Raw genomic sequence first — 26,284 nt, forward strand, 5'->3', positions numbered from 1 at the left:
AGTGATGAGCTAGGCGGATTTTTTATATCTCTTTTTGCACAACCTATTATTGAAATGAATACGGAGGTGCAAGCAGTGAAAAAAACGATCATGTTGCTTTTTTTCTTTTTATGTTTTCCGCTTAGTCAAGTTGATGCGATGTCATGGGGGTTTAAGCGAAGCGAAAATCATCTTCCTCCTTCTGCTGGGAAACAGTTAGACGAACTACTCGCCAAATACGATGCTTTTTATTTAGGCGATCCGACGAAAAAACATATTTACTTAACGTTTGATAACGGATATGAAAATGGCTATACAGCGCAAATTTTAGACGTGCTTAAAGAAAAAAACGTTCCTGCGACGTTTTTTGTAACTGGTCATTATTTACAATCTGCCCCTGATTTAGTCAAACGCATGGTCAATGAAGGGCATATTGTAGGTAACCACTCATGGCACCACCCCGATTTGACGACCGTCAGCGATGAAAAGTTGCGTGAGGAGCTAGAGATGGTTAGAAAGAAAACAGAACTGTTGACGGGTCAGAAGCATATGCGCTACATGCGTCCTCCACGCGGCATTTTTGATGAGCGTACGATGCGTATTGCGCGCGAACTCGGCTATTATCATGTTTTTTGGTCGTTAGCGTTCGTCGATTGGCACGTGCACGATCAAAAAGGTTGGTTGTATGCCTACAATAACGTCATGAAACAAATTCATCCGGGTGCGATTATATTGCTGCATACAGTATCCAAAGACAATGCCGATGCGCTTGCTAAAATTATTGACGATTTGCGAAAAGAAGGATATGTTTTTAAAAGCTTAGACGATTTCATGTTGCAAAAAATCAATGTTCCTACTTGGATTTTCTCCCTTTGACGATGTGCAAAGGGATTTGTTTTGATACAATGGGAAAGGGGAGAGATGGTAATGATTCACTGTTTGGTCTGGGGCGTCCAAATGTATTCCCGAAAGGAGACGTCGGTTTGCAACGGGCGATTGAACGAACATTTCAGCTCGATTATCGCCCGACGATGAAAGAAATGGACGCATTTCAACGAATGTGGGAACCATATGCAAGCTATGCCGCTTTGTATTTGTGGAGAAGTATAGAATAGGGGAGATAAGCAATGCTACAACAAGGACAGCAATTTCCATTAACGATTAAACGATTAGGCATTAACGGAGAAGGGGTCGGCTATTTTAAAAAACAAGTGGTGTTCGTTCCAGGAGCGCTTCCAGGAGAAGAAGTCGTCGTTCAAGCGACGAATGTGTACCCAACATATACAGAAGGAAAAATGGTGCGCATACGAAAACGATCCCCTCATCGTGTTAAACCGCCTTGTCCAGTATATGAACGGTGCGGTGGATGTCAACTGCAACATCTTGACTATCACGCGCAATTAGAGGTAAAACGTGATATCGTCATTCAAGCACTGGAACGCCATAGCCGATTAAATATAGAAGCACTTCATATTCGTCCGACGATCGGAATGGAAGACCCGTGGCATTATCGCAATAAAAGCCAATTTCAAGTCGGAGTAAAAAAGGGACGCGTCATCGCTGGACTTTACAGCATGAACTCGCACGAGCTTGTTGACATTGACCGCTGCTTGATTCAACATGACGCGACTAATCGCGTCACAACGGTCGTAAAAGCGATTTTACAAGATTTGCGCATTCCGGTTTATCACGAACGAAAGAAAACAGGTGTTGTGCGCACGATTGTCGCCCGGGTCGGATTTTTTACAGGTGATGTACAATTAGTCATTGTGACAGCGACGAAAGAACTGCCGCGTAAAGAGCTGTTTGTAGCGGAAGTGAAACGCCGTTTGCCAGAAGTGAAATCGATCGCGCAAAACATTAACGGGCAAAAAACGTCGCTTATTTTTGGCGATGAAACGATCGTTCTCGCAGGCGAGCCGTACATTCAAGAAGTGCTTGGCGATTTTTCATTTGAACTATCCGCCCGCGCTTTTTTCCAGCTTAATCCGATTCAAACGATCAAGCTATACGACGAAGTAAAAAAAGCAGCAGCACTAACGAAAAACGAACGCGTCGTCGACGCATATTGCGGCGTCGGCACAATCGGGCTTTGGCTCGCTCGCGAGGCAAAAGAAGTGCGCGGTATGGATACGATCCCCGAAGCGATTGACGATGCGCGCCAAAATGCCGAACGTCACGGCTTCACCAACATCACTTATGCGGTTGGAAAAGCGGAAGTATTGTTGCCAAAATGGGTGAAAGAAGGGTGGAAGCCAGACGTCATCGTTGTCGACCCTCCACGAACAGGCTGCGACAACGCTTTATTAAAAACGATGTTACAAGTGAAACCGAAAACAGTCGTATACGTTTCCTGCAACCCATCCAGCCTCGCACGCGACATCGACACCCTTGCAAAGCACTATCACATCGAATACATTCAACCGTTCGACCTTTTTCCACATACGGCGCATGTCGAGAGTGTCGCGAAGTTGGTGAGGAAGTAATCAATGAAAACGATGTCGCCATCGAATTGATAAGCATAAGCTACGAAAAATTGTTTTGGAGAAGCATCCATCGTAAAAAAGCACATAACCGAACATGGTTACGTGCATTTTTATCGATGAAAATGGGGTGTGATTACAACGTTGCGGAAGACGGTTTCAAAACACGATGTGAATCAAGTCAAAGAAGACGCAATGGAAGGAACTCGGTTAAGTGGTTTGTAGTATGAGATTGGGATCGTTTAGAAGGAATAAACATGTTTTCTATTGATCAGGAAATGAAAAAGTTATCAGAAAAACACTTGTTCTTTTCTTCAAAAGAAGCTTTTAAAAATTCATTCAAACATCAGCTTCAAGAAAAGTTTCGCGTGATTGAAATGGCTGGAACATGCTTCGGCCGGAATGATAAAAGACCGTGAAAATCCGATCGTTATTAAAGAAACTTATAAACTACAATGGCAACATTATTCAACCGTTAGCAATGAAAAGCATGGAGAATTTCATTACTTAGCCGTTCATGTAGGAGAGGATAGATAATGAAAACAGACATAGGCGAATACATAGTAGGTGGGTATTTAAAAGTCATCAAACAATGTGACTTTGTCGATTATAACGTTCGTATGCCAGGCGGCGGGCTAAAAGGATTGAGTGAACTCGATGTTGTCGGATTAGATTTTAAAACAAAAACAGCGTATTTATGTGAAGTGACGACACACATACGTGGGTTGCTTTATGGCAATAATCAAACGACCGTTGAAAAGATAAAGCAAAAACACGAAGTGCAAAAAGAATACGCCGAATTATTATTAAAAGACTTTCCTAATCGTATTTACATGTTTTGGTCACCTTATGTGCCAGAGGGATATATCACTACAGAGTTGGGAAAGATCGAGACGCTTCAATTAGTGATTAATAAAGATTATACTCACTGTATTGAAGAAATGAGAAAATTCGCAGCGAAAAATACAAATGACTTAGGGAATCCATTTTTAAGGGTGCTGCAAATTCTTGAGCATTTAAGATAAAGAAAAATTTGCTTTATTGGCAAACAGTGCCTGTCACTGTTCTCCTGGGCTATAACTTGTTATCGCATTTAAAACAGAAGGGGGGCTAATATAACTCTATTTTCTTATGTACAAAAAAACTTAGTATTGCAGTAGAAAACGATGGACGGCTTTTTTGATGTTTTTGTAAAATAGAGTACAAATATTTCGATGATGTATAAAATTTTGTGTAAAGCATTTTACTAGAACAAAAGAAAAAAAGGTAGGGTATTCTCTGATTGGACCAAAAATCTTAGAGAAAGGAGAACCCTACCTATGTCTAAAAGTGTACCGAATGTAGACTGGGCAAATCAACTGGAAAGTGTCGTTCGTCAGTTTGTGAAGGAAAAATTAGAGCTGACTATGCGGGAAGAAATCAAACATTTCCTCGAAATCGAACAGGCGGACACATCCAATATGAGAAACGGCTACTATCAACGAAATCTAGATACACAATATGGCCGAATTGAAGGGTTTTTGGTGCCAAGAGACCGAAACGGAGAATTTCAAACGCAGTTGTTTGCCCCTTATCAACGCCACACCGGCTGGCTGGAGGAAGCCTTTAAGGCAGTCTATCCGAAAGCCGATGTGCAGCGCTATGTCGTGCACAAAGTCCCCAACACCCTCAGCCGTGTTCGGAAAAAAGATCAATTGGAAGTGACAGAAGATCTCAAACTGATTTATCGTGCACCGAATAAGGAGATGGCGTTACAGATGTTTCAACAGTTTGAGTCGAAATGGTCAAGCAAGTATCGAAGAGAAGTTCAATCTTGGGCCAATGAGTTGGATGTCCTCCTTACATTTATGGATGATCCAAGCCGTATTCGAAGTGTGATTTATACGACGAATGCCATTGAACGAACGATCAAGGAGATTCGGAAACGTCTCAAGCCGATGAACAGTTTGAGTAGTTTAGAAGCAGCTGAAAAAGTCGTGTATTTGACGATCCAAGATTTTAATGAGAGATGGGCAGGACGAAAGTTACGAGGATTTTCCGAAGCTCATGAAGCCCTTCAACGAATGTTTGAAGAACGTTACAATTAACCAAATAATGTAAATAAATGAGATAAGGGGATTCTCCCTTTCCACACAAGAGACTGAATATTCAGTCTCTTGTGTGGAGGAAATCGGTTCCCTATCCATTCCAAATCCATTTCAGAGATACCCTATCCATCTTGCATTACACAAAATTCTTGACGGTACTGAAAACAGTAATTCTTCGCAAAGGTGTAAATTGGAAATATTATAAAAGAATATGATTAAATGCTATAATAAATTATATTTTAATCTATTTAGAATTTAGCCTTCACGGAGGGGACTAGGATGAAAACTCTGTTTGAATTATGTAAACCTAGAGATAGTGTCTTTGATGAAACGAAACGTGAAGACGTTCTCAATTTATCTGATTTAATTGAAAATAGAATTAATCCATATGAATTCTTCTCAGAAAACTATATTACCCAAGGAATGAATATTCTTTTTGAGACAGCGTTCAAGCGATTTAAACGCCAAAGTTCAACAGGAGTAATTAAGCTTACCCAGGCAATGGGGGGCGGTAAAACGCATAATATGTTAGCCCTTGGGCTTTTAGCAATGTATCCTGAATTCAGACCAAAAGTTTTAGGTGATACATATAAAGATGACTATTTAGGGAAGATTAAAGTTATTGCTTTTTCTGGACGTGAGAGCGATGCTCCGTTAGGGATATGGGGAGCGCTCGCTGAACAATTAGGGAAAAAAGAAATGTTTAAAGATTACTATTCTCCTTTATCTGCGCCAGGAGAAAACGCATGGATTAGATTGCTTCAAGGTGAGCCGCTGCTTATTTTATTAGATGAGCTACCACCATACTTAGAAAACGCAAAGTCTAAAATGATTGGAAATACAGATTTATCTGTTGTAACAACAACGGCCCTATCAAACTTATTTTCCGCTCTAGGAAAAGAACAATTGTCCAATGTATGTTTAGTTATCTCTGATTTACGGGCTACTTATGAAAGTGGTAGTGAGTTGATTCAATCTGCGTTTAGAGAATTAGAAAATGAAGTTAACCGCTCTGCGTTGAATATCGAGCCAGTTGGAAGTTCTTCAGATGAAGTTTATCATATTTTGAAAAAACGGTTGTTTGAGGAATTACCAGATGATAAGAGTATCAATGAAGTTGCACTTGGATACAAAAACGCAGTAAATGAAGCAAAACAAATGGGGCTAACTAATATTTCTCCAGAACAAATCTTTGTTGGAATTAAAGATTCATATCCATTCCATCCATCAATGAAAGATTTATATGCAAGGTTCAAAGAAAATCCTGGCTTCCAACAAACTCGCGGGTTAATTCGCTTAATGCGCCAAGTTGTAAGACAGTTATACACAGGTGATCAATGCAAGGCTAAATCGAAATATCTTATCAATGTCTTTGACTTTGACTTGAATGATCGTGTCATGCTCACTACTGTAACGCAAATTAAACAATCATTAACAAATGCAATCAGCCACGATATTGCTTCTAACGGAAAATCAGTTGCCGAAGAATTAGATAGAACATATGGTGGCACCCTTGTTCAAGATGTAAGCAAACTCATTCTTGTATCATCACTTGCGGATGTTCCGCATGCACTACTTGGATTATCTATGTCTGAGACAATTGGCTATTTGTGTGAACCAAATAAAAACATCTCAAATGTGAGAAAAGCATTAGAAGATTTAAAATTAAGAGCATGGTATTTAGATCAAGATAAAGATGGAAGGTTATTCTTTAAAAACACAAAAAATTTAATTGCTGAAATGCATTCGTTAGTAGATTCATACAGCAATGAACAAGCAAAGAAAGACTTAAAAACATTTTTAGAAGAAAAATTTAAGCCAAAAGAGGGAAATTGCTACCAAAATGTACAAGTTTTCCCGGCTGTTGATGAAATCAATGTATCAGTTGATAAAGTCACACTTGTACTCTTTGAGCCTTATCCGGGCGGAGGATTACACCCTGAACTAAAGAAGTTCTATGACAATATTTCTTATAAAAATAGGGTTATGTTCTTATCAGGGCAAAGAGATACAATGAATCGTTTATATACAGCCGCAAAAGAATTAAAGGCTATTGATACAATCATTAATAACATGATTAGTGAAAGAGTACCTGAATCCAATCAGCAATATCAAATAGCCTTGGAAACTAAAGCAAAGAAAACGCTTGCTGTGTTGCAAATCGCAAGGGAAACATTTGTAACTCTGTATTTTCCAAATAAAAATGGAATAGCTTCTACGGATTTCTTAATGGAGTTTGTAGGAAATGACTATAATGGAGAAGAACAAGTAAAAAAAGCTTTAATGAGTAAACAAAAGTTTATTGAAGATGTTACAGGGGACACATTTAGAAAAAAATGTGAAGATAGGCTATTTACCCAAAAAGAAATGCGTTGGACGGATATTAAAGAGAGAGCAGCGACAAATACAGCGTGGCAATGGCATATACCTAGCGCGTTAAATGCATTGCGCGATGAATGTTTAAAGAAAGATATTTGGCGGGAGCATGGTGGATATATTGAAAAAGGACCGTTTGAAAAAGAAAAAACCACTGTTTTAATTCAGGTGATAGACAGAGACGAAGAAACTGGGGAAGTAACATTAAAACTTACCCCGCAATACGGAGATAAGGTATTTTACGAAATAGGTGGAACGGCAACAGAAGCTTCATTAGAAGTAGAAAACTTAAATAATTTCAAAACAAATGAATTAAAATTATCGTTTTTATGCGTAGATACAAGTGGTGAGCACGGAACAGGTGAGCCTGTGGAATGGACAAATGATATTAAAATTAGATACAAAATTCAAGATACACCACAAGGTAAGCTTGTTCGCTTTCAATCTCATCCTAGTGTAAAAATTAAATACACAACCGATGGATCCGATCCAAAAGAACATGGTGGAATTTATCACGACGAGTTCTTATTGCCTGATAATACAACTTTTATTCAAGTTGTTGCAGAGTATAACGGAGAGTACTTCGATTATCAAACGATTAAAGTCGAAAAGACAAAGGATTTAGCTTCTGTTATTAATAAGGAAGCCAAGCTAGAGTTGATGAAACGCTTTAAAACGAATGATACAAATGATACGTATAGTGAACTTGCGTTATTGAAAAAACATCAAGCTACAATTTCTGATATCCAACTTACTTTATTCAAAACTGACTCAGGTAGCAGTGGATGGATTGATTTATCAATGGATTCGTCTACAATAGTAGATACAGATAAGCTAGAGCAAACCATTGATCATTTACGAAATTCATTTATGAATGATGGAAGGGTAAGTATTAACTTGGAATATAACATTGTCCGCTTTAAAACAGGACAGCATTTCTTGGACTGGGCGATGGAGAAACAGCTAAGCTTATCTGATATTAGCGAACAGGAGATTCGACAGCAATGAGTCAAAAAAAAGCAGCGTTGGGTTTTGGGTTTATACCAGAACAAAGCCAACATCATTTTTTGGTGTTAATTCCCAAAAATAAGAATGATGATGTGCTAATTTATGAACGATTTACGTGGCAAGAAAATACTGAAATACAAACAATTGATGAGACAGTCGATAAGGCAAAAGCTCAAATATCCAAATATAAATGGAAAGAAATTGAGGAGACATTAAAAAAGGAATTCAATGAACGATTAAAAAAGCAAGATATCACAGTAGGGAAATGGAAACAAGGACAAGTTCCGGTAGAACGATTATTGGGAAAGGAAATGTTGCTTCTAGTTTGGGCGATTGAAGATTGTGATCCTTCAGTTATACCAATCGCTATTCGGAATTGGTTGGGATTATCTCCAGAGGAGCGTTGGTGGTTGTTTACCATGACCAACGCCTCCACTGGAGGACTTCATGATAAAAGAGGTTGGCGAAAAGCAATTCGTTATGCCCTTACAGAAAATCCTATTGAAGAAAAAGACCAACAACGAGACTTATTTGAGCTTTTATTCGAGAAAAAAAATGAAGAAATATAAGAGGGGATTATATGCAATACGATAAATCTTTTATTGAAGTACAATTTCCTGTTTCAAAGGTATCAAAAGAAAGTTACAAAGAAAGAAAGGCGAATTTAGGTCAAACCTTAACAGGACTAGGTAAGTGGTGGGGAAGAAAGCCACTTATTTTAGTTAGAGCAGCTATTTTAGGATTACTTATGCCTGCAAGTGATAATCCGAAAAAAGATAGAGAGATTTTTCTAAAGATATTAACAATGGATGAAAACGGGTTATGGCTACGGAAAGATAAATCTATACCACAAAAAACGTTGTATGAGTATTTGACACCTCATGAAAAGGAAAAATATTTTATTGAAGATAGTGGTGGAAAAATTAAGTATCGAGCAGGGGTTTCAAAAAAAGATAAAGAGAACTTACAGCAATTAGTGTTTAATCGGTTGAGTTATGACGAAAAGTTAAAATATTGCAAACGTCCAGAAGAAGTCAAACTAGTTGATAAAAAAGAGTGGGACATTATTAATGAACATTTAAATACGAATGCCTATAGTTTAGAGGAATTAATCCAGCAACTTGGAGAAAGAAAATTTGGCAGAACACCGGTAGTTGGTGATTGTTTTAGTGGCGGTGGAAGCATTCCGTTTGAAGCGGCTAGAATGGGATGTGATGTGTATGCTTCCGATTTAAATCCAATTGCTATGTTGTTAACATGGGCGGGGTTAAATATAGCAGGAGCTAGCGATGAAGAAATAGAATTGTTAAGACAATTTCAACAAAAAGTTTATGATGAAGTAAATAAACAAGTGCAAGAGTGGGGAATTGAAACAAACGAAGCTGGGGACAGAGCTGATGCTTATTTATACTGCCATGAAGTTATTTGCCCGGAATGTCATTATAGAGTACCATTATCCCCTTCTTGGGTAATCGGTAAAGGAACAAAAACAATTGCATTACTAAAGGATAATGGACGAAAAGGGTTTGATATTGAAATTAAGTCAAACGCTACAAGCGAAGAAATGAAATATGCGGAATCCTTCGCTACTATCAAAAACAATAGCCTTTATTGTCCACATTGTAAAAATTCCACTCCAATTACTACTATTAGGGGCGATAGAAGAAATGAAGACGGTAGCATCCAATATGGATTAAGAAAATGGAAGAAAGAAGAGTTTATCCCTCAAGAAAATGATGTATTTCAAGAAAGACTATATTGCATTCGCTATGTGCATGAATACTTTGATGAAAATGGAAATCTAAAAACGAAACGATATTATGTAGCCCCATCAAAAGAAGATTTAGAAAGGGAGAAAAAAGTAGTTGAACTTCTTCAAGAACGATTTACTGAATGGCAAAATAGGGGATTTATACCTAGTTCTATGACTGAAGAAGGAGATGAAACAACAAGACTTCAAAGGGAAAGAGGTTGGGCTTATTGGCATCAGTTATTTAATCCAAGGCAATTATTGATTCAAGGATTATTCTTACAAACAATTGATAAAATAGCAGTAACCAAACAAGAAAAGGTAATAGGGTTATTAGGAGTAAATAAACTTTGTAATTGGAATTCAAAATTATCAAGGTGGAACTCAGACAGTGCAAACGAAAAAGGGCAAGAAGTATTCAGCAATCAAGCACTTAATACACTATATAACTACATTTCGAGAACAATGCTTTCATTAGATACTACATGGTTCTTTAATATAAATAATTATCAATTGCATTCTAAACAATCTATTAAAGTTAAAGATGCACGCAATATAAATGAATATTCTGATCTTTGGATTACAGACCCACCATATGCAGATGCTGTAAACTATCATGAGTTATCGGAATTTTTTTTGGCTTGGGATAAAAATATGCTCACTAACATTTTTCCAGATTGGTATACAGACAGCAAACGTATTTTAGCTGTTCGAGGAACGGGAGAATCATTTAATACCAGTATGGTGGAGATTTATTCTAATTTAGCTAATCATATGCCTGATAATGGTATGCAAATCGTCATGTTTACGCATCAGGATGTCAGAGTTTGGGCCGAGTTATCCATGATTTTATGGTCAGCAGGGTTACAAGTTACTTCAGCATGGAATATTGTCACTGAAACGGATGCAAATGGACTTAGACAAGGGAATTATGTGAAAGGGACAGTATTGCTTACACTTAGAAAACAAACATCTGATGAGACTGCTTATTTAGACGAATTGTATCCTGATATTGAAGCGGAAGTAAAAGCACAAATTGATAGTATGAGAGAACTAGATGATAAAGAAGACCCTAACTTTAGTGACCCCGATTATTTATTGGCCGCTTATGCTGCTTCGCTAAAGGTGTTAACATCTTATAAGAAAATTGAAGATATTGATGTTAAATATGAATTAGCTAAGCTAAGAACGTCCAATGAGGAATCACCTATTGAAAAAATTATTCGAGATGCCGTAAAAATTGCTCATGATTATTTAATTCCGTCAGGTTTTGACCATTATATTTGGAAAATGCTTACCCAAGAAGAGCGTTTCTATATTAAAGGATTGGAATTAGAAAAACAAAATATCTATCAATTGTCTGGCTATCAAGAATTAGCTAGAGGATTTGGCGTGCGGGAATATCGAGATTTACTGGGAAGTACACGAGCAAACAACGCTAGATTAAAAACAGCTAGTGAATTTGCGATGCGCGGATTAAATGATAATTCTAAGTTTGGTTCTTCTCTTCTACGCAATGTTTTAGTAGCCATTTATCTGTCCGTGAAAGAAGAGGATACGATGAAGGGAAGAAACTGGCTAAAAACAGAGTTAGTCGACTATTGGAATGTGCGCACAACAATTGTTGAAATATTATCCTATATTTCATCGCTACAATATATCGAGAATATGGAGCATTGGAAAGAAGATGCTTATGTAGCTTCAATGTTAAAAGAGCTGATTAGCAATGATGGTATTTAATTTTCGAGGTGTATACTATGATATATCGATATTCCTCAAGAAGAAAAAAATTAGATGAATCTTTTTTAAACAAAAAGCTAGTAGGAGCTAAAGCCTATGATCGAATAGCGGGCTATTTTAGCTCCTCTATTCTTGAAATTGCCGGTGAAGCAATTGAAACGATTGAGGGGAACATTAGAATTATTTGTAATTCAGAGATGAAAAAAGAAGATGTATTAACGGCCACAGCGGCTAAAAACGCTCAACGAAAAGAGTGGTGTAACTCTCATCCAGAGGAATTTTTCCAATTTGCGTCTGATAGATTAAATAAGCTGTATCGTTTGCTTAAAAGTGGAAAAATGCAAATTAAAGTCGTACCGAATGATGTTTTCGGATTAATTCATGGCAAAGCTGGGGTCATTACTTTAGCAGATGGAAGCAAAACTTCGTTTATTGGTAGTGTTAATGAAACATATTCGGCATGGAAGTTGAATTATGAAATCCTTTGGGAAGACGACTCTGAAGAAGCTGTTCGCTGGGTACAAGAAGAATTCGATTATTTTTGGAATAGCCCTTATGCTGTTCCGTTATCGGATTTTGTTATTGAAGATATTCATCGGATTGCCAATAGAAAAGTCATACACGATGTAAATGAATGGCGAAAAAACCCCGAACCGGCAGCGACTGTGATTGAATCACCTGTATATCGCAAAGAGTACGGGCTTTGGGAACATCAGAAGTATTTTGTTAATTTAGTGTTTAATGATCATAAAAAGTCACATGGAGCACGATATGTTTTAGCTGATATGGTTGGTTTAGGAAAAACGGTACAACTGGCCCTCTCAGCTAAATTAATGGCGCTATACGGGGATAAACCAATATTAGTAATTGCTCCTAAAACGTTACTTTGGCAATGGCAAGAGGAAATTCATTCTTTACTAGACATGCCATCGGCTGTTTGGACAGGTAGAGAATGGGTAGATGAGAATGGTATTAAACATCCAGCTATCGGGAGTAAAGGGATAAAAAAATGTCCGCGTAGAGTCGGCATTATTTCTCAAGGATTAATAACAGCCAACTCCGATGTTGTGGATCATTTGTTAAATATGGAATTTGAATGTGTTATTGTGGATGAAGCGCACAGGGCAAGAAGAAAGAATTTAGGGGAAGGAAAAGAAAATGATAAGCCTCAACCAAATAATTTAATGGACTTTTTATTAAAAATTTCAAAAAAGACTAAAAGTATGTTGTTAGCTACTGCAACTCCAGTACAGCTATATCCTATAGAAGCTTGGGATCTTCTTTACATTTTATCACAGAAAAATGATAGTGTATTAGGCAATGAATTTAGTATGTGGAGGAAATATCCTAAGCGCGCATTAAATTTAATTATGGGAAAGGAAAAATTAGAAAGCTTTAGCTTTGAAAACTGGGACTGGATTCGTAATCCGTTTCCGCCAGCTAGGGAAGATGAGCGACTCTTTGGTTCAATCAGAAAGCGTTTAGAAATGAAAGATGATGAATTTGTCATTAAACCGGAAGCATATTATGAATTAAGCCGTCCTGATCAAAGGAGAATAGGAAGGATTATAGAGGATGGTTTTATGCAAAACCATAATCCGTTTATTCGGCATATCGTTCGTAGAACAAGGGATTTTTTAGAAAACACTATAAATCCTGAAACGGGTGAGCCTTACTTAAAAAAAGTGGAGGTTGAGTTGCTAGGAGAGAAAGATGATGAAGCGTTAGTGTTGCCTCCTTATTTACAAGAAGCATATAACTATGCGGAAGAGTTTTCTAAACTATTAGGAAAACGTATTAAGGGCGGCGGTTTTATTAAAACATTATTATTAAAACGTGTTGGTAGTACGATTTATGCAGGAGAACAAACGGCAATAAAAATGTTGAACTGGGGAAATATTTTAGAGGATTTCGAGGAAGGCGAAGAACTAGAGAAATTTGATGAGAACAGTATCAAAAACTTAACAGATGAAGAACGGCAATGTTTACATAATTTTTTACAAACAATTCAATCGAATAAAGAAAATGATCCAAAATATCAATTGACGTATGATTTATTAGTTGAAAATAATTGGTTAGAAAAAGGTTGTATCATTTTTTCACAATATTACGATTCTGCATTTTGGGTCGCAGAAAACTTATCTAAGGATTTAAAAAATACAATGATTGGAATATACGCAGGTGGAGATAAGTCTGGTATTTTGTTAGATGGCATCTTTTACAAAAAGACAAAAGAACAATTAAAGCTGATGGTCAAAAATAGGGAACTGAAGGTCTTGGTTGGAACAGATGCCGCTTCTGAAGGTTTAAACCTGCAAACACTTGGTACGTTAATTAATCTTGACTTACCTTGGAATCCGACAAGGCTTGAACAAAGAAAAGGAAGAATTCAACGGATTGGTCAGATAAATGATAAGGTTTATATTTACAATATGAGATATAAAAATTCTGTTGAGGACAAAGTTCACGCTATTCTTTCTGAGCGATTAGAAAATATCCATACGCTATTCGGACAAATACCGGATGTTTTGGAAGATGTATGGATTCAAGTTGCGCTCGATGATATTGAAAAAGCAAAACGTATCATTGATGAGGTACCTAAACATCATCCGTTTGAACTGCGCTACGAAAAAGGAATTGGAAAAGTCGATTGGGAAAGTTGTGCAACCGTTTTAGATAATACTGAAACGAAAAAGTATCTCACGAGTGGATGGCAATAATTATTAGCAAACAAGCGGGCTTAACTCAGTCCGCTTGTTTACTGTAAATTTAACTTCCAATTATAAGATTCCCTTTAATTAGCCTTTATTTAAATAATCTTTAATATTTACGATGTTATCTGTTTCAACTTTTACTGGAGCCAACAAACCAGGTTTAAGGTTTAATAAGATTTCTACTTCTTTAGGTTGCAAAGATATCTTATATTCCTTTTTTAGTTTTTTAATTATGTCATATCCTGACAGGATATTATTATCAATAAGTAACTCAATCGCTTTTTTCATTGCCACTGGAGAAGCCGATTTTATTGTATCATCTAATGGCTCTTTTTTTCTCCAGTTTTGTTGACTGATTTTACGTTGAAGATATTGATACTGGCTTTGAGTTATTGCTCCAATTTTATATGCTCTAACAGTCATAGCTGAAACAGATACTTTCCACTTTCGCTTTAGATATAGGTAGTTTTCTAAATCAACCGGATGGTCAATAATGTCCTTTGCAAATGCATCCTTTGGAAGTAAAAATGCTGCTGCAAACTCATTTGCCTCACGTTCTATCTCACGAAAATGGTCTTTATCCACTTCTGAAAGATCTAAATAAGGGTCATGAAGAATAATATGTCCTAATTCATGTGCAGCATCAAATTGTCTTCTAACAGCCGAGCCTTTATCGTCTCCAAGAATAATGAAATAATAATCTTTACCATCAAATTCCTGTTTTTGACTAAAAGCATCAATACCAGGAGTGTTTGTCATTGATGTTATAACAATAAACCCCTTTTTCTCTAATAACCTGACCATATTTGGAATGGGTTCATCGGAAAGACCCCAGTATTCCCTCAGTTGTCTGCTCACATATTCAATGTCGTTTAAGTGGGATTCCTCAATTTCAGGTATATCTAGCTCAGGGAAATCGACATATTTTTCTAAAAGATGTCGAATGGAAAAGAGAAGTTTAATCCGATAAGTCTGCATCAACTGATCTTTTTTGCTCGTGGAAAAAAGAGACCTAAAATAAGTATTACCTACCTTAGGTTTTATTAGATCTTCTTCAAAAAAATAATCCTTTGGAAAATCAAGCACATCGACTATGCATAATAGTGTCTCAAATGTCGGTACAGACTTATTATTTTCGTATTTTGAAATCATTTGCTTACTTACACCAATTTTCTCTGCCAATTCCGAAATAGTTAATCCTCGATAAATACGTGCAAATTTTAATCTCTCTCCATTAAAATTATTATTTTTTAGCATTTTTACTCCTCCTAAGAGAAGTTTTCAGTTTAACCCTCTTCCTTCTCTTGTTGTTCTTTGTCCTCTGTTTTTAGGCCAACTATTTCTTCAGAGCCATCTTTATTAATAAATTCTTCCTCAACATCAGGTTTAAGTTTAACAAGATCGTCTTCCTCATTTTCATCGTCATCAAAGTTCCAATCATTAAAGTTGCTATAATCAGATTTGTCGTAGTCAACATTAATGAATTCGCTCCAGTCCTCTTGATAAATAATATCCATATTCGGCGACAATAACGTTGCCTTAACTGACTGAACTTCACCTTTAAACTGATTAAATGTTATAGTCACATACTTTTCAATTTTGCCATAATATATACCTAACATGTCCCTTAAAATTTTCTCAACTGCTTTTAACCAGTCACTATCTTCTTCCAGTGGTAGTAGTTCTAGTTGCTGTTCAACATTAGTCATATTGAAGTTTAATTCGTTGATGCCTGTATTTAAAGTGACTAATGCATCAAGATAGTGAATAGTGGACCGATTTTTTCTTTCCTCAATGAGTTGATCTAACCTTTTGTCTTTCATAAATGAATACAAATATTTACTCTGAAGATCATAGACAAGAACGAAAGACCATGGCCCTCTTCTACACTTGATGCAGATAATATTTTCATTATTTAATCGCTTATAGACTCTCGTATATATAAAATCCCAAGTTAAAAAATGTACACTGTTAAAGAACCCCAAATAATGAGTTGCCATTATTTCTTTTACATCGTTTTGAACAGCATCTGATAACAGACTAACAATCTGATGTTTAACATTGTTATCCACTGGAATATAGTAACTGGACATAGTATCACCTCTATTCTAAAGATGATACAATTTTACATTTTTAATTAAGAAAAGTCAACCAAATTAATTTTTATGTAAATATAATTCTCTTTAAGCTAATTTTTATACAAATTTTATGTCATAGCTAAAAGTTATTTTTTACGAATAGGTGATGTTATTGAAGACGTGGATGATGAGTAACTATTCACTCCGATAGTAGTATGTAAAGAAGCGCAACACAAATAGGGCATCCCCGTAATAGAAAATGCCCTAAGTGGTAGAAAGAACACGATCGAGCGTTTCGCCTGTCAACAGAAGACATAACGAATCCCACACGTTTTTTTCGTGTTTCGTCAGTGTGGAAACGATGCTTCTTGTGATGCAAAAAGACTGCGCGAACGTTTCTTCGCGAAACGTACCCGAGATGTTCTCTTTCACTTTGACCATGCGAAGATCGCGTTCGGCTTGGTTGTTGTCAAAGGGAACATGAGCTTCATGTAAGAAACGCAGCGCTTCTTCCTTTCGTTTTTGAAGGCGTCGAACAAAAGCGAGTGCTTTTTTCGGAAGAGGCGTCTTCGCTTCCAATCGGTGTTGTGCTCTTTCTAGGATGCGATCATACACTCGTTCCCATCGTTTCGCTTCTTCTTCGGAAAGTGCACCGTGATGGGCTTCGACGGCTTGCTTGGCGGCTAACAGAAACGTGGTCATGCGCATCGCCCACGTATGCCCTTGTTCGATGAATCCTTTTATGGATATGATGCAAATAAACAACGAGCGCCGTGAGCCGTGGACCGTATTGCACATGATTCGTGACATGGGATGGGAATTCGGCTTGTTGAACACATCGACAATGCGGACACGATTTCACTTCACGTTCATGTTGTGTCACCTCGATCGCCACAGGAGGGACATCAAACACTTGACGGATATCGACTTTGAACGGTTTGACTTCACGCAAAGAAGACCCACATCCTTGACACGTATGCACACGGTGGACGACACGATGATGTGGATGTTCCACTTGACGGAGCGTCGTCCCCTCATGTCCCTCTTGCCCACCAGGCTTTTTGCCAGACGGCTCGCGGGAGGAACGCTTTTTCTCAAAACGGTCAGAAGATGGGGGCAAATGGCTATTGGAGCTGTTTTTTTTCGTGCGTGCTTCCAGCTCTTGAACGCGATGCTTGAGTTGTTCATTTTCTTTGCGTAGCTGTTTGTTTTCGTGACGCAAATGTTCATTTTCTTGAATGAGTTGATGAATGAGCTGTTTTTGTTGTTGGACTTTGCCGATTAAGCTCTCAACTGTAAATACAGCTTGTTGTACCGTCAACAAGCGATTCACCTCCTTGTCTATCAATATTCACATCATAGACAAGGAAAGAAGAAAATATTCAGCTCACTTTATGATGTGGCTGAATAGTTACTTCGGTATACTACACAACCAACAAAACTATCAAACTCGGGAGACCTTATCGTTTCTGTAAGGGCAACATTAGGAAAAGTAAATATTTCTGATAAAGTGTATTGTTTAGGACGTGTAGTTGCGGGTTTATCTAGCGACCAGATCGATATGTTATATTTGAGAGATTATTTTGATTTAATCAAAGATGATTTATCAAATATAAAGCCACAGGGTCAGACCCCATAACAACACAATATATAGGGTGTAACATTAGATAAATGGACTATATATTGTGAAGTTCGTGTGAGGTCAGATCCTTATGAGACAGCCTTGGTTGTGGGTTACTTTAATTTTCTTCCAAGTTCATCAGCTGCCAGAATTGCTGCGTAAACATCGTCAGGAGTGACAGGGAAAGGCATGTTGTGAATTGTTTCACCTTCTTGACAAGAAGCTTCAGCAACTTTTCGGATTTTTGATTCAATATCTTCGGTAATTCCCATGTCTTCAAGCGTAACTGGCAGTCCTAACTCTGCACAGAAAGCAATGTATTTTTGAATTTCTTCTGTGCTTCGATTTTCTAAGACGAGTTGCGTAATTGTACCGAAAGCAACTTTTTCGCCGTGATAAAGGTGATGAGGGTCGTCGATGACTGTAAATCCATTGTGAATTGCATGAGCCGCTGCGAGGCCGCCACTTTCAAAACCGATACCACTCAAGTACGTGTTGGCTTCCACGATATTTTCGACAGCTTTCGTAACTAGGTTTTGTTCAACAGCAAGGAATGCTTTTAATCCGTCTTCAAAAAGGATTTTTTGACAAAGTTCAGCAAGAGTGATCGCTGCCTTTGTGATTGTACCGCCTGCCATTGGAGTGGCATTTGCTTCGTAACAAGCTCTTGCTTCAACATATGTTGCAAGGGCATCACCAATACCAGCTGCAAGAAGTCTTGCCGGTGCATTGGCAACAATTTGTGTATCTACGAGGACAATATCAGGGTTTTTTGGCAAGATTAAATATTCGTCAAAAACTCCATCTTCTGTGTAAAGAACGGATAAAGCACTACATGGAGCATCTGTGGAAGCAATAGTTGGAACTATAACAACCGGAACCTTGGAATAGAAAGCGACAGCCTTAGCAGTATCCAGTGTCTTTCCGCCGCCGACTCCAACGATTACATCTATTTGCTTTTCCTTGGCAATCGTTTGAAGACGATTTACTTCTTGTTTAGAACATTCGCCGCGGAATGTTTCGAAAATTAAAGTGACTTCTTGACCGGAAAAACTTTGTTCAATGGTTTCCTGAGTAAAACTTAATACAAATTCATCTGCAATGACTAAAAAAGAGTTCCCTAAACTGTTAATGTATTTACCAAGATTTTGAAGCTCTCCTTTTCCTTGTATATATTTTGCTGGTGAATTAATAATTCTAGCCATTTAATCCCCTCCTAAGAAATTATCTTCCCATAAAAAATTGTATCACTATTAAAATATTAGTTCACGGCTGTTGATTATCCAAAATTAGGCATACTCCTCCCATATATTCGGGCATACTCAAATAAGACAGCTGCCATCTCGGATTTCCATTCGAGAGGAAGTTGCCCAGAGAAAAAACGACGGACAAACGAAAGAAAGGTAAGGGACGAGGTTGTCCGTTTTTCCGTTCGATGATATAGCCATCTCAGTAACACATAAGCGATAAATGCCGCAAAAAGTTGGTTGTATACCGCATGCTCGTTGGTGCCAAATAAGGTCGGAACGTTTAGATATTGCTTGATCCATCGGAAAAACACTTCCACTGTCCAACGTTCTTGATACATCTCGGCAATCTTTTCCGCCGATGCCTCTAAGACGTTCGTGACCACACGGATTTCATGCCCGTTCGCATCCTGAAAGATCACGACGCGATGGCGCTTTTTGGAACGACATTGTTTCGTTCCTAACTGGCAAGTAAAATCCGCCACAATAGAAGAAGAGGAGGAAGAAAGGCGCTTTAGGCTCTTTTTTTGATGGATCTCGACATTGTCTTTCATCCGAATCACAAACGGTTGCTTCTGTTCGACAAACCGATCGAGGCGTTCAATTTTAAAGTACGCTCGATCTTCGACAAGAACCGTTTGTACGTCTGTGAGCCGCTCTCCCACCGGTCCATCGTGGCGCAACCCTACGGTTTCTACGATGTCGCTCGGCATTTGTTGCTCAGGGGAATACGCGACGTGCATTTTCACTCCGGATCGTTCCCCATGATAGGGTGCCCATGTCAGGCGGTTTTTCCCCACGGTGACGGTCGTGGAGTCTACTATACGCAATGCTTTTGGAAAGCGAAGCGAACGGCGGGTTTGGCGATTGCACTTAGAAACAACCAAAGCAAATAAGCGCTTCATCACCTCGTACGGAACTTCTTTCGCTTTCTTAGAAACCGTCGAGTAATGAAACGTCGGCAATCCGTACATTTTCGCCACATCGGCACCATGACGGAAACTTTTCCATTCGTGAAGTGCCGCCAGCAGAAAAAAATCAACCAACGTGCGCACCGTAAACGTCCGCGAAGTGTCATGGTAGCCAACGGCTTCGGTAATCGACTGGAGATCTTCATCAGAAACAATTTTTTGCATCAAATTTGGGAGTGTGGTATGCTTGTGCATAGAGAGCACCTCCTAGGTTTGTTTGTGTTGTTACTTACATTCTACAGGAAAGGTGCTCTTTTTTCTATGTTTTTTATGGATATTATTGGTTAATCAACACGCCTGATATTAGTTCCACTTTATAATAAAAAAATTCATAATAAATTCAATAATAGAAAAATAAAACAGGAGGGAGTAGCTAACCCCATACCCGTCAAGTTTAGTGTTAAGGGTCGTTGTGTCCATACGCAATGTTTGTGATCATTAGCTGAAGAAAAAGAATACCACATGTTTTAGGCATGCCAAATAACCCTCTTGGAGAGGGTTATTTGGCGTTTTTATGAATCTAATCAATAAATACCCAATTTAACCAAGAGATCCGATGCCGTTTCTTTTCCTTTCCTTCGATCCTTTCTTCCATGTTTTTTCAATAGAAGGAGGAGAGAAGAAAGGCTGATTTCTTCCTTGGATAGGCGCAAAAGCAGTTGTTGCCAATAGAATTGGAGAACATCTAGTGCTTTCCGTTCGCTGATTTGAATCCCTTCTGTTTGTTGCCAATACGTTCGGGCTTGAAACAGAAAGGTCTGAGTCACCAAAATGGCAATCAACGTCCCATATACATGGCATTCGAACCGTTCTTTCTTCATCTTTTTCACTTTCTCCAAATCAAAAACGGACTTCCACGCTTTAAACAGCAATTCAATTTGCCACCGCAAAGAATAAAGCTCATAAACCTGTTGCCCATCAAACGACTCTTGTGGTAAATTAGTCAGTAAGATGTGGTATTTCTTTTGTTCGAGGGTTTGGCGTGTCAGCGCCTTCCCTTTTCTTTTTTCCCTTTTTCGCACATACGCCATCCGTTTTTGCCATTCTTCTTCCGTCAAACGTCGAAAAATCAAGCGTGGGATATACAAACGCTCATGCCCGATGTATACATGTTCCATTTCTACTGATTCCCCTTCCTTTAATTGATTCCCAAGAGATTCCCAATCCCATTCCTTCCACTGGCTATTCTCTTTGATATACACTTTCATATCGGAACGGAGCCGAGTAATATAATACGCTCCTCGGGCGTCGATCTCGGTTAGTGCGGCAACGGAGAAAAAGCCCAAATCCCGAATACATAGGTCATTCGGCAAAATCGTGTGCTGGGCATGATAGGCAAAACGGGCGTCCGAGTCATTGGCCGATTGAACGCATAGTTGAAGACAGGCACCAGACAACAAGTCATATTCAAACTGAATTTTCGCTCCTGATGAGACGGAACCTCGGTAGTCCTCCCCGTAGTCGGCAGGAACCAAAAAACTGGTCGAATCCAAAATCCGCAAGCGAGTAAAACACGTCCGGTAGGTTTGGATGGTGGACCAAAGCAATGGGCGTTGTCGTTGGAGGAGAAGGAAAAACACTTCTCGCAAAAACGCCACGGCTCGCTCGGTAAAGCGCTGATTCAATCCTTCGCTGGACAGGGAACAGTCATGGCGGAGCGTGAGAGACGTACATAACCGTTGGAGTGATTGTTGTGCCAGTGAGCCATCTCCCCATGCACAAAGAGTCAAAAATGCTTCTGCCGTTAATGCTCGTTTTCGTTGGATAAATCCTGTTTCTTGAGCAAGATGAGTCAATGTCTCAGGCGAGAAAAGTTGGCGGATGGTTTTCATCCATGCTTGCATTTGATTTTCCATAGAAAAAATCCTTTCTAACGAAGAGTATTCGCTAGAAAGGATACCATGTTTTTAACGGTGTACAAAGGCCCAAATTCTTAACTTGATGGCTATGGTAGCTAACCCCCGATCCCTCACACGACTGTACGTACCGTTCGGTATACGTCGGTTCCATTGAGTGCGTGCCTGGCACCACCTGAGATACACGCTCTAACTGAAATGATTTGTATCTATACTTGTAGTGAGAGTATTCTAAACAGAATAATGGCTACGGCAACAAAGAAGCAGCTAATGATGCTAACAATCTTGATGTTTTCGATTTATAGGATGATAAGTGAAAGTATTTTCTAGACGTTATGATGAATAATTGGAAAAGAAGGGAAAAGCGGGTCAAGGAAGGGGAATACAGAATTGAGTAGGAAGTGGTTGTTTTCGCTTACATAATATTGAGTTTTGTTTTTTTATAAATTTGAAAATTTATTGATATTTAATAATATTCGACAAATTACGACAAAATTATCAAATTGTGTTTGATAGACTTTTACAAAATGGTTCGGGGATTTCCGGTGGGCAAGCGCAAATAATTGCCTTTCTACGAGCTATTATTAAAAAAAGAGATTTAATTATTCTAGATGAAGCAACATCTAATTTGGATGCTGACACTAAAAAACTTATTTTGGAAATACTCAAAGAAAGTGATCTTTGTAATATTTTAATAATAATTTCACATGAGGAGGAAGGGCCACAATTTATAAATAAAATAATACAGTTACAACACAATAAACCTTCTTTAGAAAAAACGGAATGTGTTATTGAACATGAGGCAATGAGAGGAATGGCTTAAAAAATGATAAACCAGACCAATTTCTATAACCTTTTCACTTTTGATAATAAAGGGAGGAACGAAAATTGGAGAACATTTTGGAATTGGACAATGTGTGTAAAGTTTTTAATGGCTTTGCTTTACAAAATGTTAGTTTTTCTCTCAAAAAGGGCTATATTATGGGATTTATTGGCCCAAACGGTGCTGGGAAAAGTACTACGATCCGCTGTATTATGGATCTCGTACATATTGACAGTGGTAATATTAAGCTGTTTGGTGTAGATTATCATAAAAATTTGAAAGCATTAAAGCAGCGCGTTGGGTTTGTCTATGATCAAGATGTCTTTTTTGAGGATTTAAGTGTGGAAAAAAATAAAAAAATTATCGTAACTATTCATCCCGATAGTAGTATGTAAAGAAGCGCAACACAAATAGGACATCCCCGTAATAGAAAATGCCCTAAGTGGTAGAAAGAACACGATCGAGCGTGTCACCCGTCAACAGAAGACATAACGAATCCCACACGTTTTTTTCGTGTTTCGTCAGTGTGGAAACGATGCTTCTTGCGATGCAAAACGACTGCGCGAATGTTTCTTCGCGAAACGTACCCGAAATGTTCTCTTTGACTTTAACCATGCGAAGATCGCGTTCGGCTTGGTTGTTGTCAAAGGGAACATGTACTTCACGTAAGAAACGCAACGCTTCTTCCTTTCGTTTCTGAAGCCGTCGAACAAAAGCGAGTGCTTTTTTCGGAAGAGGTGTCATCGTTTCCAATCGATGTTGTGCTCTTTCTAGGATGCGATCATACACTCGTTCCCACCGTCTCGCTTCTTCTTCGGAAAGTGCACCGTGATGGGCTTCGACGGCTTGCTTGGCGGCTAACAGAAACGTGGTCATGCGCATCGCCCACGTATGCCCTTGTTCGATGAATCCTTTTAACTCACGCAAATGGTGGGCATGACAAAGGGCATGGGTGGCATGTGTGTATTTCGGATACGTACCGAACCCATCGTGCATCATCGTCCCTTTGTATTGTGGAAGAATCCCGATCTCATCCGTTGCTTTCTTTCCACGAGAAGCGTGAGAAGCCAAGTATGTATATCTCGATGTACACGCGACATGCACCCATGCGAGTTTCCCATTGATGCGCAAACTCGTTTCATCGACATGCAGGATGTTGGATTCAAGTAAGGCGTCTTCGATGATGTCCATATTTGATTCCAGCGCTTCGCGTCCTCGTTTCACCATATTGGCAAGGGTTCCTGTACTAATCGAGTGTTGATATAACGCTTCGATTGTATCACTTAAACGCTTGTACGGGATCAATTGGATATGATGTAAATAAACAACGAGCGCAGTAAGGCGTGGACCGTATTGCACATGATTCGTGACATGGGATGGGAATTCGGCTTGTTGCACGCATCGACAATGCGGACACGATTTCACTTCACGTTCATGTTGTGTCACCTCGATCGCCACAGGAGGGACATCAAACACTTGACGGATATCGACTTTGAACGGTTTGACGTCACGCAAAGAAACCCCACATCCTTGACACGTATGCACACGGTGGACGACACGATGATGTGGATGTTCCACTTGACGGAGCGTCGTTCCTTGATGTCCTTCTTGTCCGCCTGGCTTGTTGCCAGATGGTTGACGAGAAGAACGTGTGTTGGCAAAACGGTCAGAAGATGGGGGCAAATGGCTATTGGAGCTGTTTTTTTTCGTGCGTGCTTCCAGCTCTTGAACGCGATACTTCAGTTGTTCATTTTCTTTGCGCAGCTGTTTGATTTCGTGACGCAAATGTTCATTTTCTTGAACGAGTTGATGAATGAGCTGTTTTTGTTGTTGAACTTTGCTGATTAAGCTTTCAACTGTAAATACAGCTTGTTGTACCGTCAACATGCGATTCACCTCCTTGTCTATCAATATTCACATCATAGACAAGGAAAGAAGAAAATATTCAGCTCACTTTATGATGTGGCTGAATAGTTACAAATTATCTCGTTATTCTATAACACGTGGGATGATGATATTTTTTACCGATATGCCAACGAGTTTAACATTCCTTTAACAAAGCCAGTAAAACATTTGTCAAAGGGAACAAAAATGAAGTTTGCCTTAGCCATAGCTCTTTCTCATCATGCAGAACTAATTATTATGGATGAACCGACTACAGGGCTTGATCCGGTTTTCCGAAAAGAATTATTGGATATCTTAAAGGATATTATTAAAGATAAAGATAAGGCGATTTTTTTCTCGACACATATTACAACCGATTTAGAACAGATTGCTGATTTCATTACATTCATACTTGATGGGAAAATTCTTTTTTGTAAACAAACGGAAGAATTACTCAAACAGTATGTAATAATAACGGGGCCATTGAATCTTAAAGAGGTAGTCCAAGCCTCCCAACCCATATCATTCAAAGAAACATCGCTTGGATTTGAGGCATTTTTTGAAACGAGTAGGGCAACAGAAATAATTTCAAAGTATAATTTAAGCTTTAAAAAACCTTCCTTAGAAGAAATAATGTATTATTTAGTGAAATCTAATAATAATAATAAATAGGAATTCCTCTTGGATTTATAATTTCAAAGGTTGAAAGAAGGAGGGGAAATGCTTTGCTTCGTTTAATTTTAAAAGATTTATATACACAAAAAAAATTGTTTATTTTTCACCTCTATTATCATTACCATATTTTCTTTCAATGGGTAAAAATATCTCTGGTTCAAATTTTATTACGATCGTAATATACAGCTTATGTATTGCATTTATTGCTTATTTTATGGCAATGTATACCAATTTTAATACAGGAGAAAGTGAAATAAATCAAAATAGGCTTATTCTTAGTTTACCCGTTACGAGACGTTCTGTTATCAATGCAAAATACATAATGATTAGTGTATGGTGGTTATTTTCATATACTTCTCATATTTTGATATTTATTTTAATGAATGTGGTTGATACCAGTATGACTTTTAATCAATTGCTTGATATGAAAGTATTGTTGCTTTCATTGTGTTTTACCTATCTTTTAATGTCTATTTTCTATCCACTCAATTACAAGTTTGGATTTCGTGTTGCAAGCCCAATTGGAATTGCAGTATTTTTTCTTGTGACAAGTGGAGTGGGAAAGATTTTATCATCTAATAAGGCTAAGGGCATGATCTCTATCATAATAGATCAACCGATTATTTCCTTTTCTATTATTGCAATTAGTGTTACTTTAGTCTCTTACGTTTTAACAGCACATATTTTTACAAACAAAGATTTTTAAAATTTAATTATGAAAGAACCGACAGAAGAACAAAAAATAAAATAAATCATGAACCTAACGTTGCTTTACGAGGGGAGAGTTAAATAAATGATTCGTGGAAAAAAAGCCTCATTTATAATGGCAGTTATTTTTATGTTTGTTGCAGCAGCTCAAATCTTAGATAGAAACTTTTTGGCTATATTTCCATTTTTCTGTGGTATATATTTTCTTTTACAGGGATTTAGAGATAATAAATAAGTTTTATAAGATTCATAGCGAACAGTGCCTGGCACTGTTCGCTATTGGA

Annotated in this window: 21 protein-coding genes and 2 pseudogenes; 15 read left to right on the forward strand and 8 right to left on the reverse strand. The window is 38.1% G+C overall.

All coding sequences use genetic code 11. The features are described from left to right. Positions 1–90: 90 nt before the first annotated feature. The 10 genes and pseudogenes from pdaA to NST18_RS01980 all read left to right on the forward strand — a co-directional run bounded on the left by pdaA (position 91) and on the right by NST18_RS01980 (position 14,143). Entirely contained in the window at positions 91–855 is a 765-nt protein-coding gene (gene pdaA, locus NST18_RS01935) for a delta-lactam-biosynthetic de-N-acetylase (RefSeq protein ID WP_051035135.1), read from the forward strand. Positions 856–905: 50 nt separating this feature from the next. Next, positions 906–1,094 (forward strand): annotated as a pseudogene (locus NST18_RS01940) (DNA-3-methyladenine glycosylase 2 family protein); the annotation flags it as partial. 12 nt (positions 1,095–1,106) lie between these two features. Beyond that, positions 1,107–2,465 (forward strand): 23S rRNA (uracil(1939)-C(5))-methyltransferase RlmD, encoded by a 1,359-nt coding sequence (gene rlmD / locus NST18_RS01945; protein WP_004888872.1) that lies wholly within the window; start codon positions 1,107–1,109, stop codon positions 2,463–2,465. 254 nt (positions 2,466–2,719) lie between these two features. Further along, the gene (locus NST18_RS01950; protein ID WP_241736750.1) at positions 2,720–2,881 is read left to right on the forward strand and encodes a hypothetical protein; all 162 of its coding nucleotides are present in this window, start codon (positions 2,720–2,722) and stop codon (positions 2,879–2,881) included. A 117-nt stretch (positions 2,882–2,998) separates the two neighbouring features. After that, entirely contained in the window at positions 2,999–3,487 is a 489-nt protein-coding gene (locus NST18_RS01955) for a hypothetical protein (RefSeq protein WP_163151121.1), read from the forward strand. 294 nt (positions 3,488–3,781) lie between these two features. Beyond that, entirely contained in the window at positions 3,782–4,549 is a 768-nt protein-coding gene (locus NST18_RS01960; protein WP_192951013.1) for a transposase, read from the forward strand. A gap of 279 nt (positions 4,550–4,828) precedes the next feature. Further along, complete coding sequence (locus tag NST18_RS01965; protein ID WP_340721171.1) at positions 4,829–7,933, forward strand: DUF499 domain-containing protein; 3,105 nt, start codon at positions 4,829–4,831, stop codon at positions 7,931–7,933. Next, the gene (locus tag NST18_RS01970) at positions 7,930–8,502 is read left to right on the forward strand and encodes a DUF3780 domain-containing protein (RefSeq protein ID WP_192951080.1); all 573 of its coding nucleotides are present in this window, start codon (positions 7,930–7,932) and stop codon (positions 8,500–8,502) included. The genes NST18_RS01965 and NST18_RS01970 overlap by 4 nt, the downstream gene beginning before the upstream one ends. An 11-nt stretch (positions 8,503–8,513) precedes the next feature. Beyond that, positions 8,514–11,423: an anti-phage-associated DUF1156 domain-containing protein gene (locus NST18_RS01975; RefSeq protein WP_192951081.1), complete on the forward strand. Its 2,910-nt coding sequence runs from the start codon at positions 8,514–8,516 to the stop codon at positions 11,421–11,423. Positions 11,424–11,440: 17 nt separating this feature from the next. Further along, entirely contained in the window at positions 11,441–14,143 is a 2,703-nt protein-coding gene (locus NST18_RS01980; protein WP_192951082.1) for a phospholipase D-like domain-containing anti-phage protein, read from the forward strand. 78 nt (positions 14,144–14,221) lie between these two features. On the opposite strand, the gene NST18_RS01985 is transcribed toward NST18_RS01980, so the two are convergent. From NST18_RS01985 to NST18_RS02015, 7 genes and pseudogenes are all read right to left on the reverse strand, one after another. Then, a complete protein-coding gene (locus NST18_RS01985; RefSeq protein ID WP_192951083.1) occupies positions 14,222–15,394 on the reverse strand; it encodes a helix-turn-helix domain-containing protein in 1,173 nt (390 codons plus the stop codon). A gap of 29 nt (positions 15,395–15,423) precedes the next feature. Beyond that, entirely contained in the window at positions 15,424–16,230 is an 807-nt protein-coding gene (locus NST18_RS01990) for a DUF5986 family protein (protein ID WP_340721174.1), read from the reverse strand. A 249-nt stretch (positions 16,231–16,479) separates the two neighbouring features. Further along, on the reverse strand, positions 16,480–17,025 hold the full coding sequence (locus tag NST18_RS01995; RefSeq protein WP_340721176.1) for an IS66 family transposase: 546 nt from the start codon (positions 17,023–17,025) through the stop codon (positions 16,480–16,482). Between the two features lie 91 nt (positions 17,026–17,116). Next, positions 17,117–17,548: pseudogene (locus NST18_RS02000) on the reverse strand (DUF6444 domain-containing protein); the annotation flags it as partial. Between the two features lie 401 nt (positions 17,549–17,949). Next, positions 17,950–19,041, reverse strand: a complete 1,092-nt coding sequence (locus tag NST18_RS02005) for a glycerol dehydrogenase (RefSeq protein ID WP_192951085.1) — start codon at positions 19,039–19,041, stop codon at positions 17,950–17,952. A 74-nt stretch (positions 19,042–19,115) separates the two neighbouring features. Next, a complete protein-coding gene (locus NST18_RS02010) occupies positions 19,116–20,249 on the reverse strand; it encodes an IS4 family transposase (protein ID WP_088223289.1) in 1,134 nt (377 codons plus the stop codon). Positions 20,250–20,578: 329 nt separating this feature from the next. Next, complete coding sequence (locus NST18_RS02015; protein ID WP_340721179.1) at positions 20,579–21,910, reverse strand: IS4 family transposase; 1,332 nt, start codon at positions 21,908–21,910, stop codon at positions 20,579–20,581. Between the two features lie 502 nt (positions 21,911–22,412). Here NST18_RS02015 and NST18_RS02020 point away from each other — a divergent pair. Together NST18_RS02020 and NST18_RS02025 are read left to right on the forward strand one after the other, a co-directional pair. Further along, positions 22,413–22,733 carry an ATP-binding cassette domain-containing protein gene (locus NST18_RS02020; RefSeq protein ID WP_445290567.1) on the forward strand — a complete coding sequence of 107 codons (321 nt, stop codon included), beginning with the start codon at positions 22,413–22,415 and terminating at the stop codon, positions 22,731–22,733. Positions 22,734–22,798: 65 nt separating this feature from the next. After that, positions 22,799–23,128 carry an ATP-binding cassette domain-containing protein gene (locus tag NST18_RS02025; RefSeq protein WP_340721181.1) on the forward strand — a complete coding sequence of 110 codons (330 nt, stop codon included), beginning with the start codon at positions 22,799–22,801 and terminating at the stop codon, positions 23,126–23,128. Positions 23,129–23,171: 43 nt separating this feature from the next. Here the strand turns inward: NST18_RS02025 and tnpC are convergent, their stop codons facing one another. Further along, entirely contained in the window at positions 23,172–24,620 is a 1,449-nt protein-coding gene (gene tnpC, locus NST18_RS02030) for an IS66 family transposase (protein ID WP_340721183.1), read from the reverse strand. A gap of 129 nt (positions 24,621–24,749) precedes the next feature. On the opposite strand from tnpC, the gene NST18_RS02035 reads away from it, so the two are divergent. The 3 genes from NST18_RS02035 to NST18_RS02045 all read left to right on the forward strand — a co-directional run bounded on the left by NST18_RS02035 (position 24,750) and on the right by NST18_RS02045 (position 26,235). Then, positions 24,750–25,289: an AAA family ATPase gene (locus NST18_RS02035; protein WP_445290568.1), complete on the forward strand. Its 540-nt coding sequence runs from the start codon at positions 24,750–24,752 to the stop codon at positions 25,287–25,289. 94 nt (positions 25,290–25,383) lie between these two features. Further along, positions 25,384–25,998 (forward strand): ABC-2 transporter permease, encoded by a 615-nt coding sequence (locus NST18_RS02040; RefSeq protein WP_338135796.1) that lies wholly within the window; start codon positions 25,384–25,386, stop codon positions 25,996–25,998. 87 nt (positions 25,999–26,085) lie between these two features. Continuing rightward, complete coding sequence (locus NST18_RS02045; protein WP_163151105.1) at positions 26,086–26,235, forward strand: hypothetical protein; 150 nt, start codon at positions 26,086–26,088, stop codon at positions 26,233–26,235. Positions 26,236–26,284: the final 49 nt, after the last annotated feature.

Origin of the sequence: Anoxybacillus sp. FSL W8-0104, from assembly GCF_038004465.1 — a bacterium.
GTDB classification, from domain to species: domain Bacteria; phylum Bacillota; class Bacilli; order Bacillales; family Anoxybacillaceae; genus Anoxybacillus; species Anoxybacillus flavithermus_G.

Coding starts and splice junctions, on each gene's coding strand:
- tnpC (WP_340721183.1), bottom strand. CDS start 24,620: ATGTTGACGGTACAACAAGCTGTATTTACAGTTGAAAGCTTAATCAGC.
- pdaA (WP_051035135.1), top strand. CDS start 91: ATGTTGCTTTTTTTCTTTTTATGTTTTCCGCTTAGTCAAGTTGATGCG.
- rlmD (WP_004888872.1), top strand. CDS start 1,107: ATGCTACAACAAGGACAGCAATTTCCATTAACGATTAAACGATTAGGC.
- NST18_RS02045 (WP_163151105.1), top strand. CDS start 26,086: ATGATTCGTGGAAAAAAAGCCTCATTTATAATGGCAGTTATTTTTATG.
- NST18_RS01975 (WP_192951081.1), top strand. CDS start 8,514: ATGCAATACGATAAATCTTTTATTGAAGTACAATTTCCTGTTTCAAAG.
- NST18_RS01980 (WP_192951082.1), top strand. CDS start 11,441: ATGATATATCGATATTCCTCAAGAAGAAAAAAATTAGATGAATCTTTT.
- NST18_RS01950 (WP_241736750.1), top strand. CDS start 2,720: ATGTTTTCTATTGATCAGGAAATGAAAAAGTTATCAGAAAAACACTTG.
- NST18_RS01990 (WP_340721174.1), bottom strand. CDS start 16,230: ATGTCCAGTTACTATATTCCAGTGGATAACAATGTTAAACATCAGATT.
- NST18_RS02005 (WP_192951085.1), bottom strand. CDS start 19,041: ATGGCTAGAATTATTAATTCACCAGCAAAATATATACAAGGAAAAGGA.
- NST18_RS01985 (WP_192951083.1), bottom strand. CDS start 15,394: ATGCTAAAAAATAATAATTTTAATGGAGAGAGATTAAAATTTGCACGT.
- NST18_RS01970 (WP_192951080.1), top strand. CDS start 7,930: ATGAGTCAAAAAAAAGCAGCGTTGGGTTTTGGGTTTATACCAGAACAA.
- NST18_RS02015 (WP_340721179.1), bottom strand. CDS start 21,910: ATGGAAAATCAAATGCAAGCATGGATGAAAACCATCCGCCAACTTTTC.
- NST18_RS01965 (WP_340721171.1), top strand. CDS start 4,829: ATGAAAACTCTGTTTGAATTATGTAAACCTAGAGATAGTGTCTTTGAT.
- NST18_RS02010 (WP_088223289.1), bottom strand. CDS start 20,249: ATGCACAAGCATACCACACTCCCAAATTTGATGCAAAAAATTGTTTCT.
- NST18_RS01995 (WP_340721176.1), bottom strand. CDS start 17,025: ATGTCACGAATCATGTGCAATACGGTCCACGGCTCACGGCGCTCGTTG.
- NST18_RS01955 (WP_163151121.1), top strand. CDS start 2,999: ATGAAAACAGACATAGGCGAATACATAGTAGGTGGGTATTTAAAAGTC.
- NST18_RS01960 (WP_192951013.1), top strand. CDS start 3,782: ATGTCTAAAAGTGTACCGAATGTAGACTGGGCAAATCAACTGGAAAGT.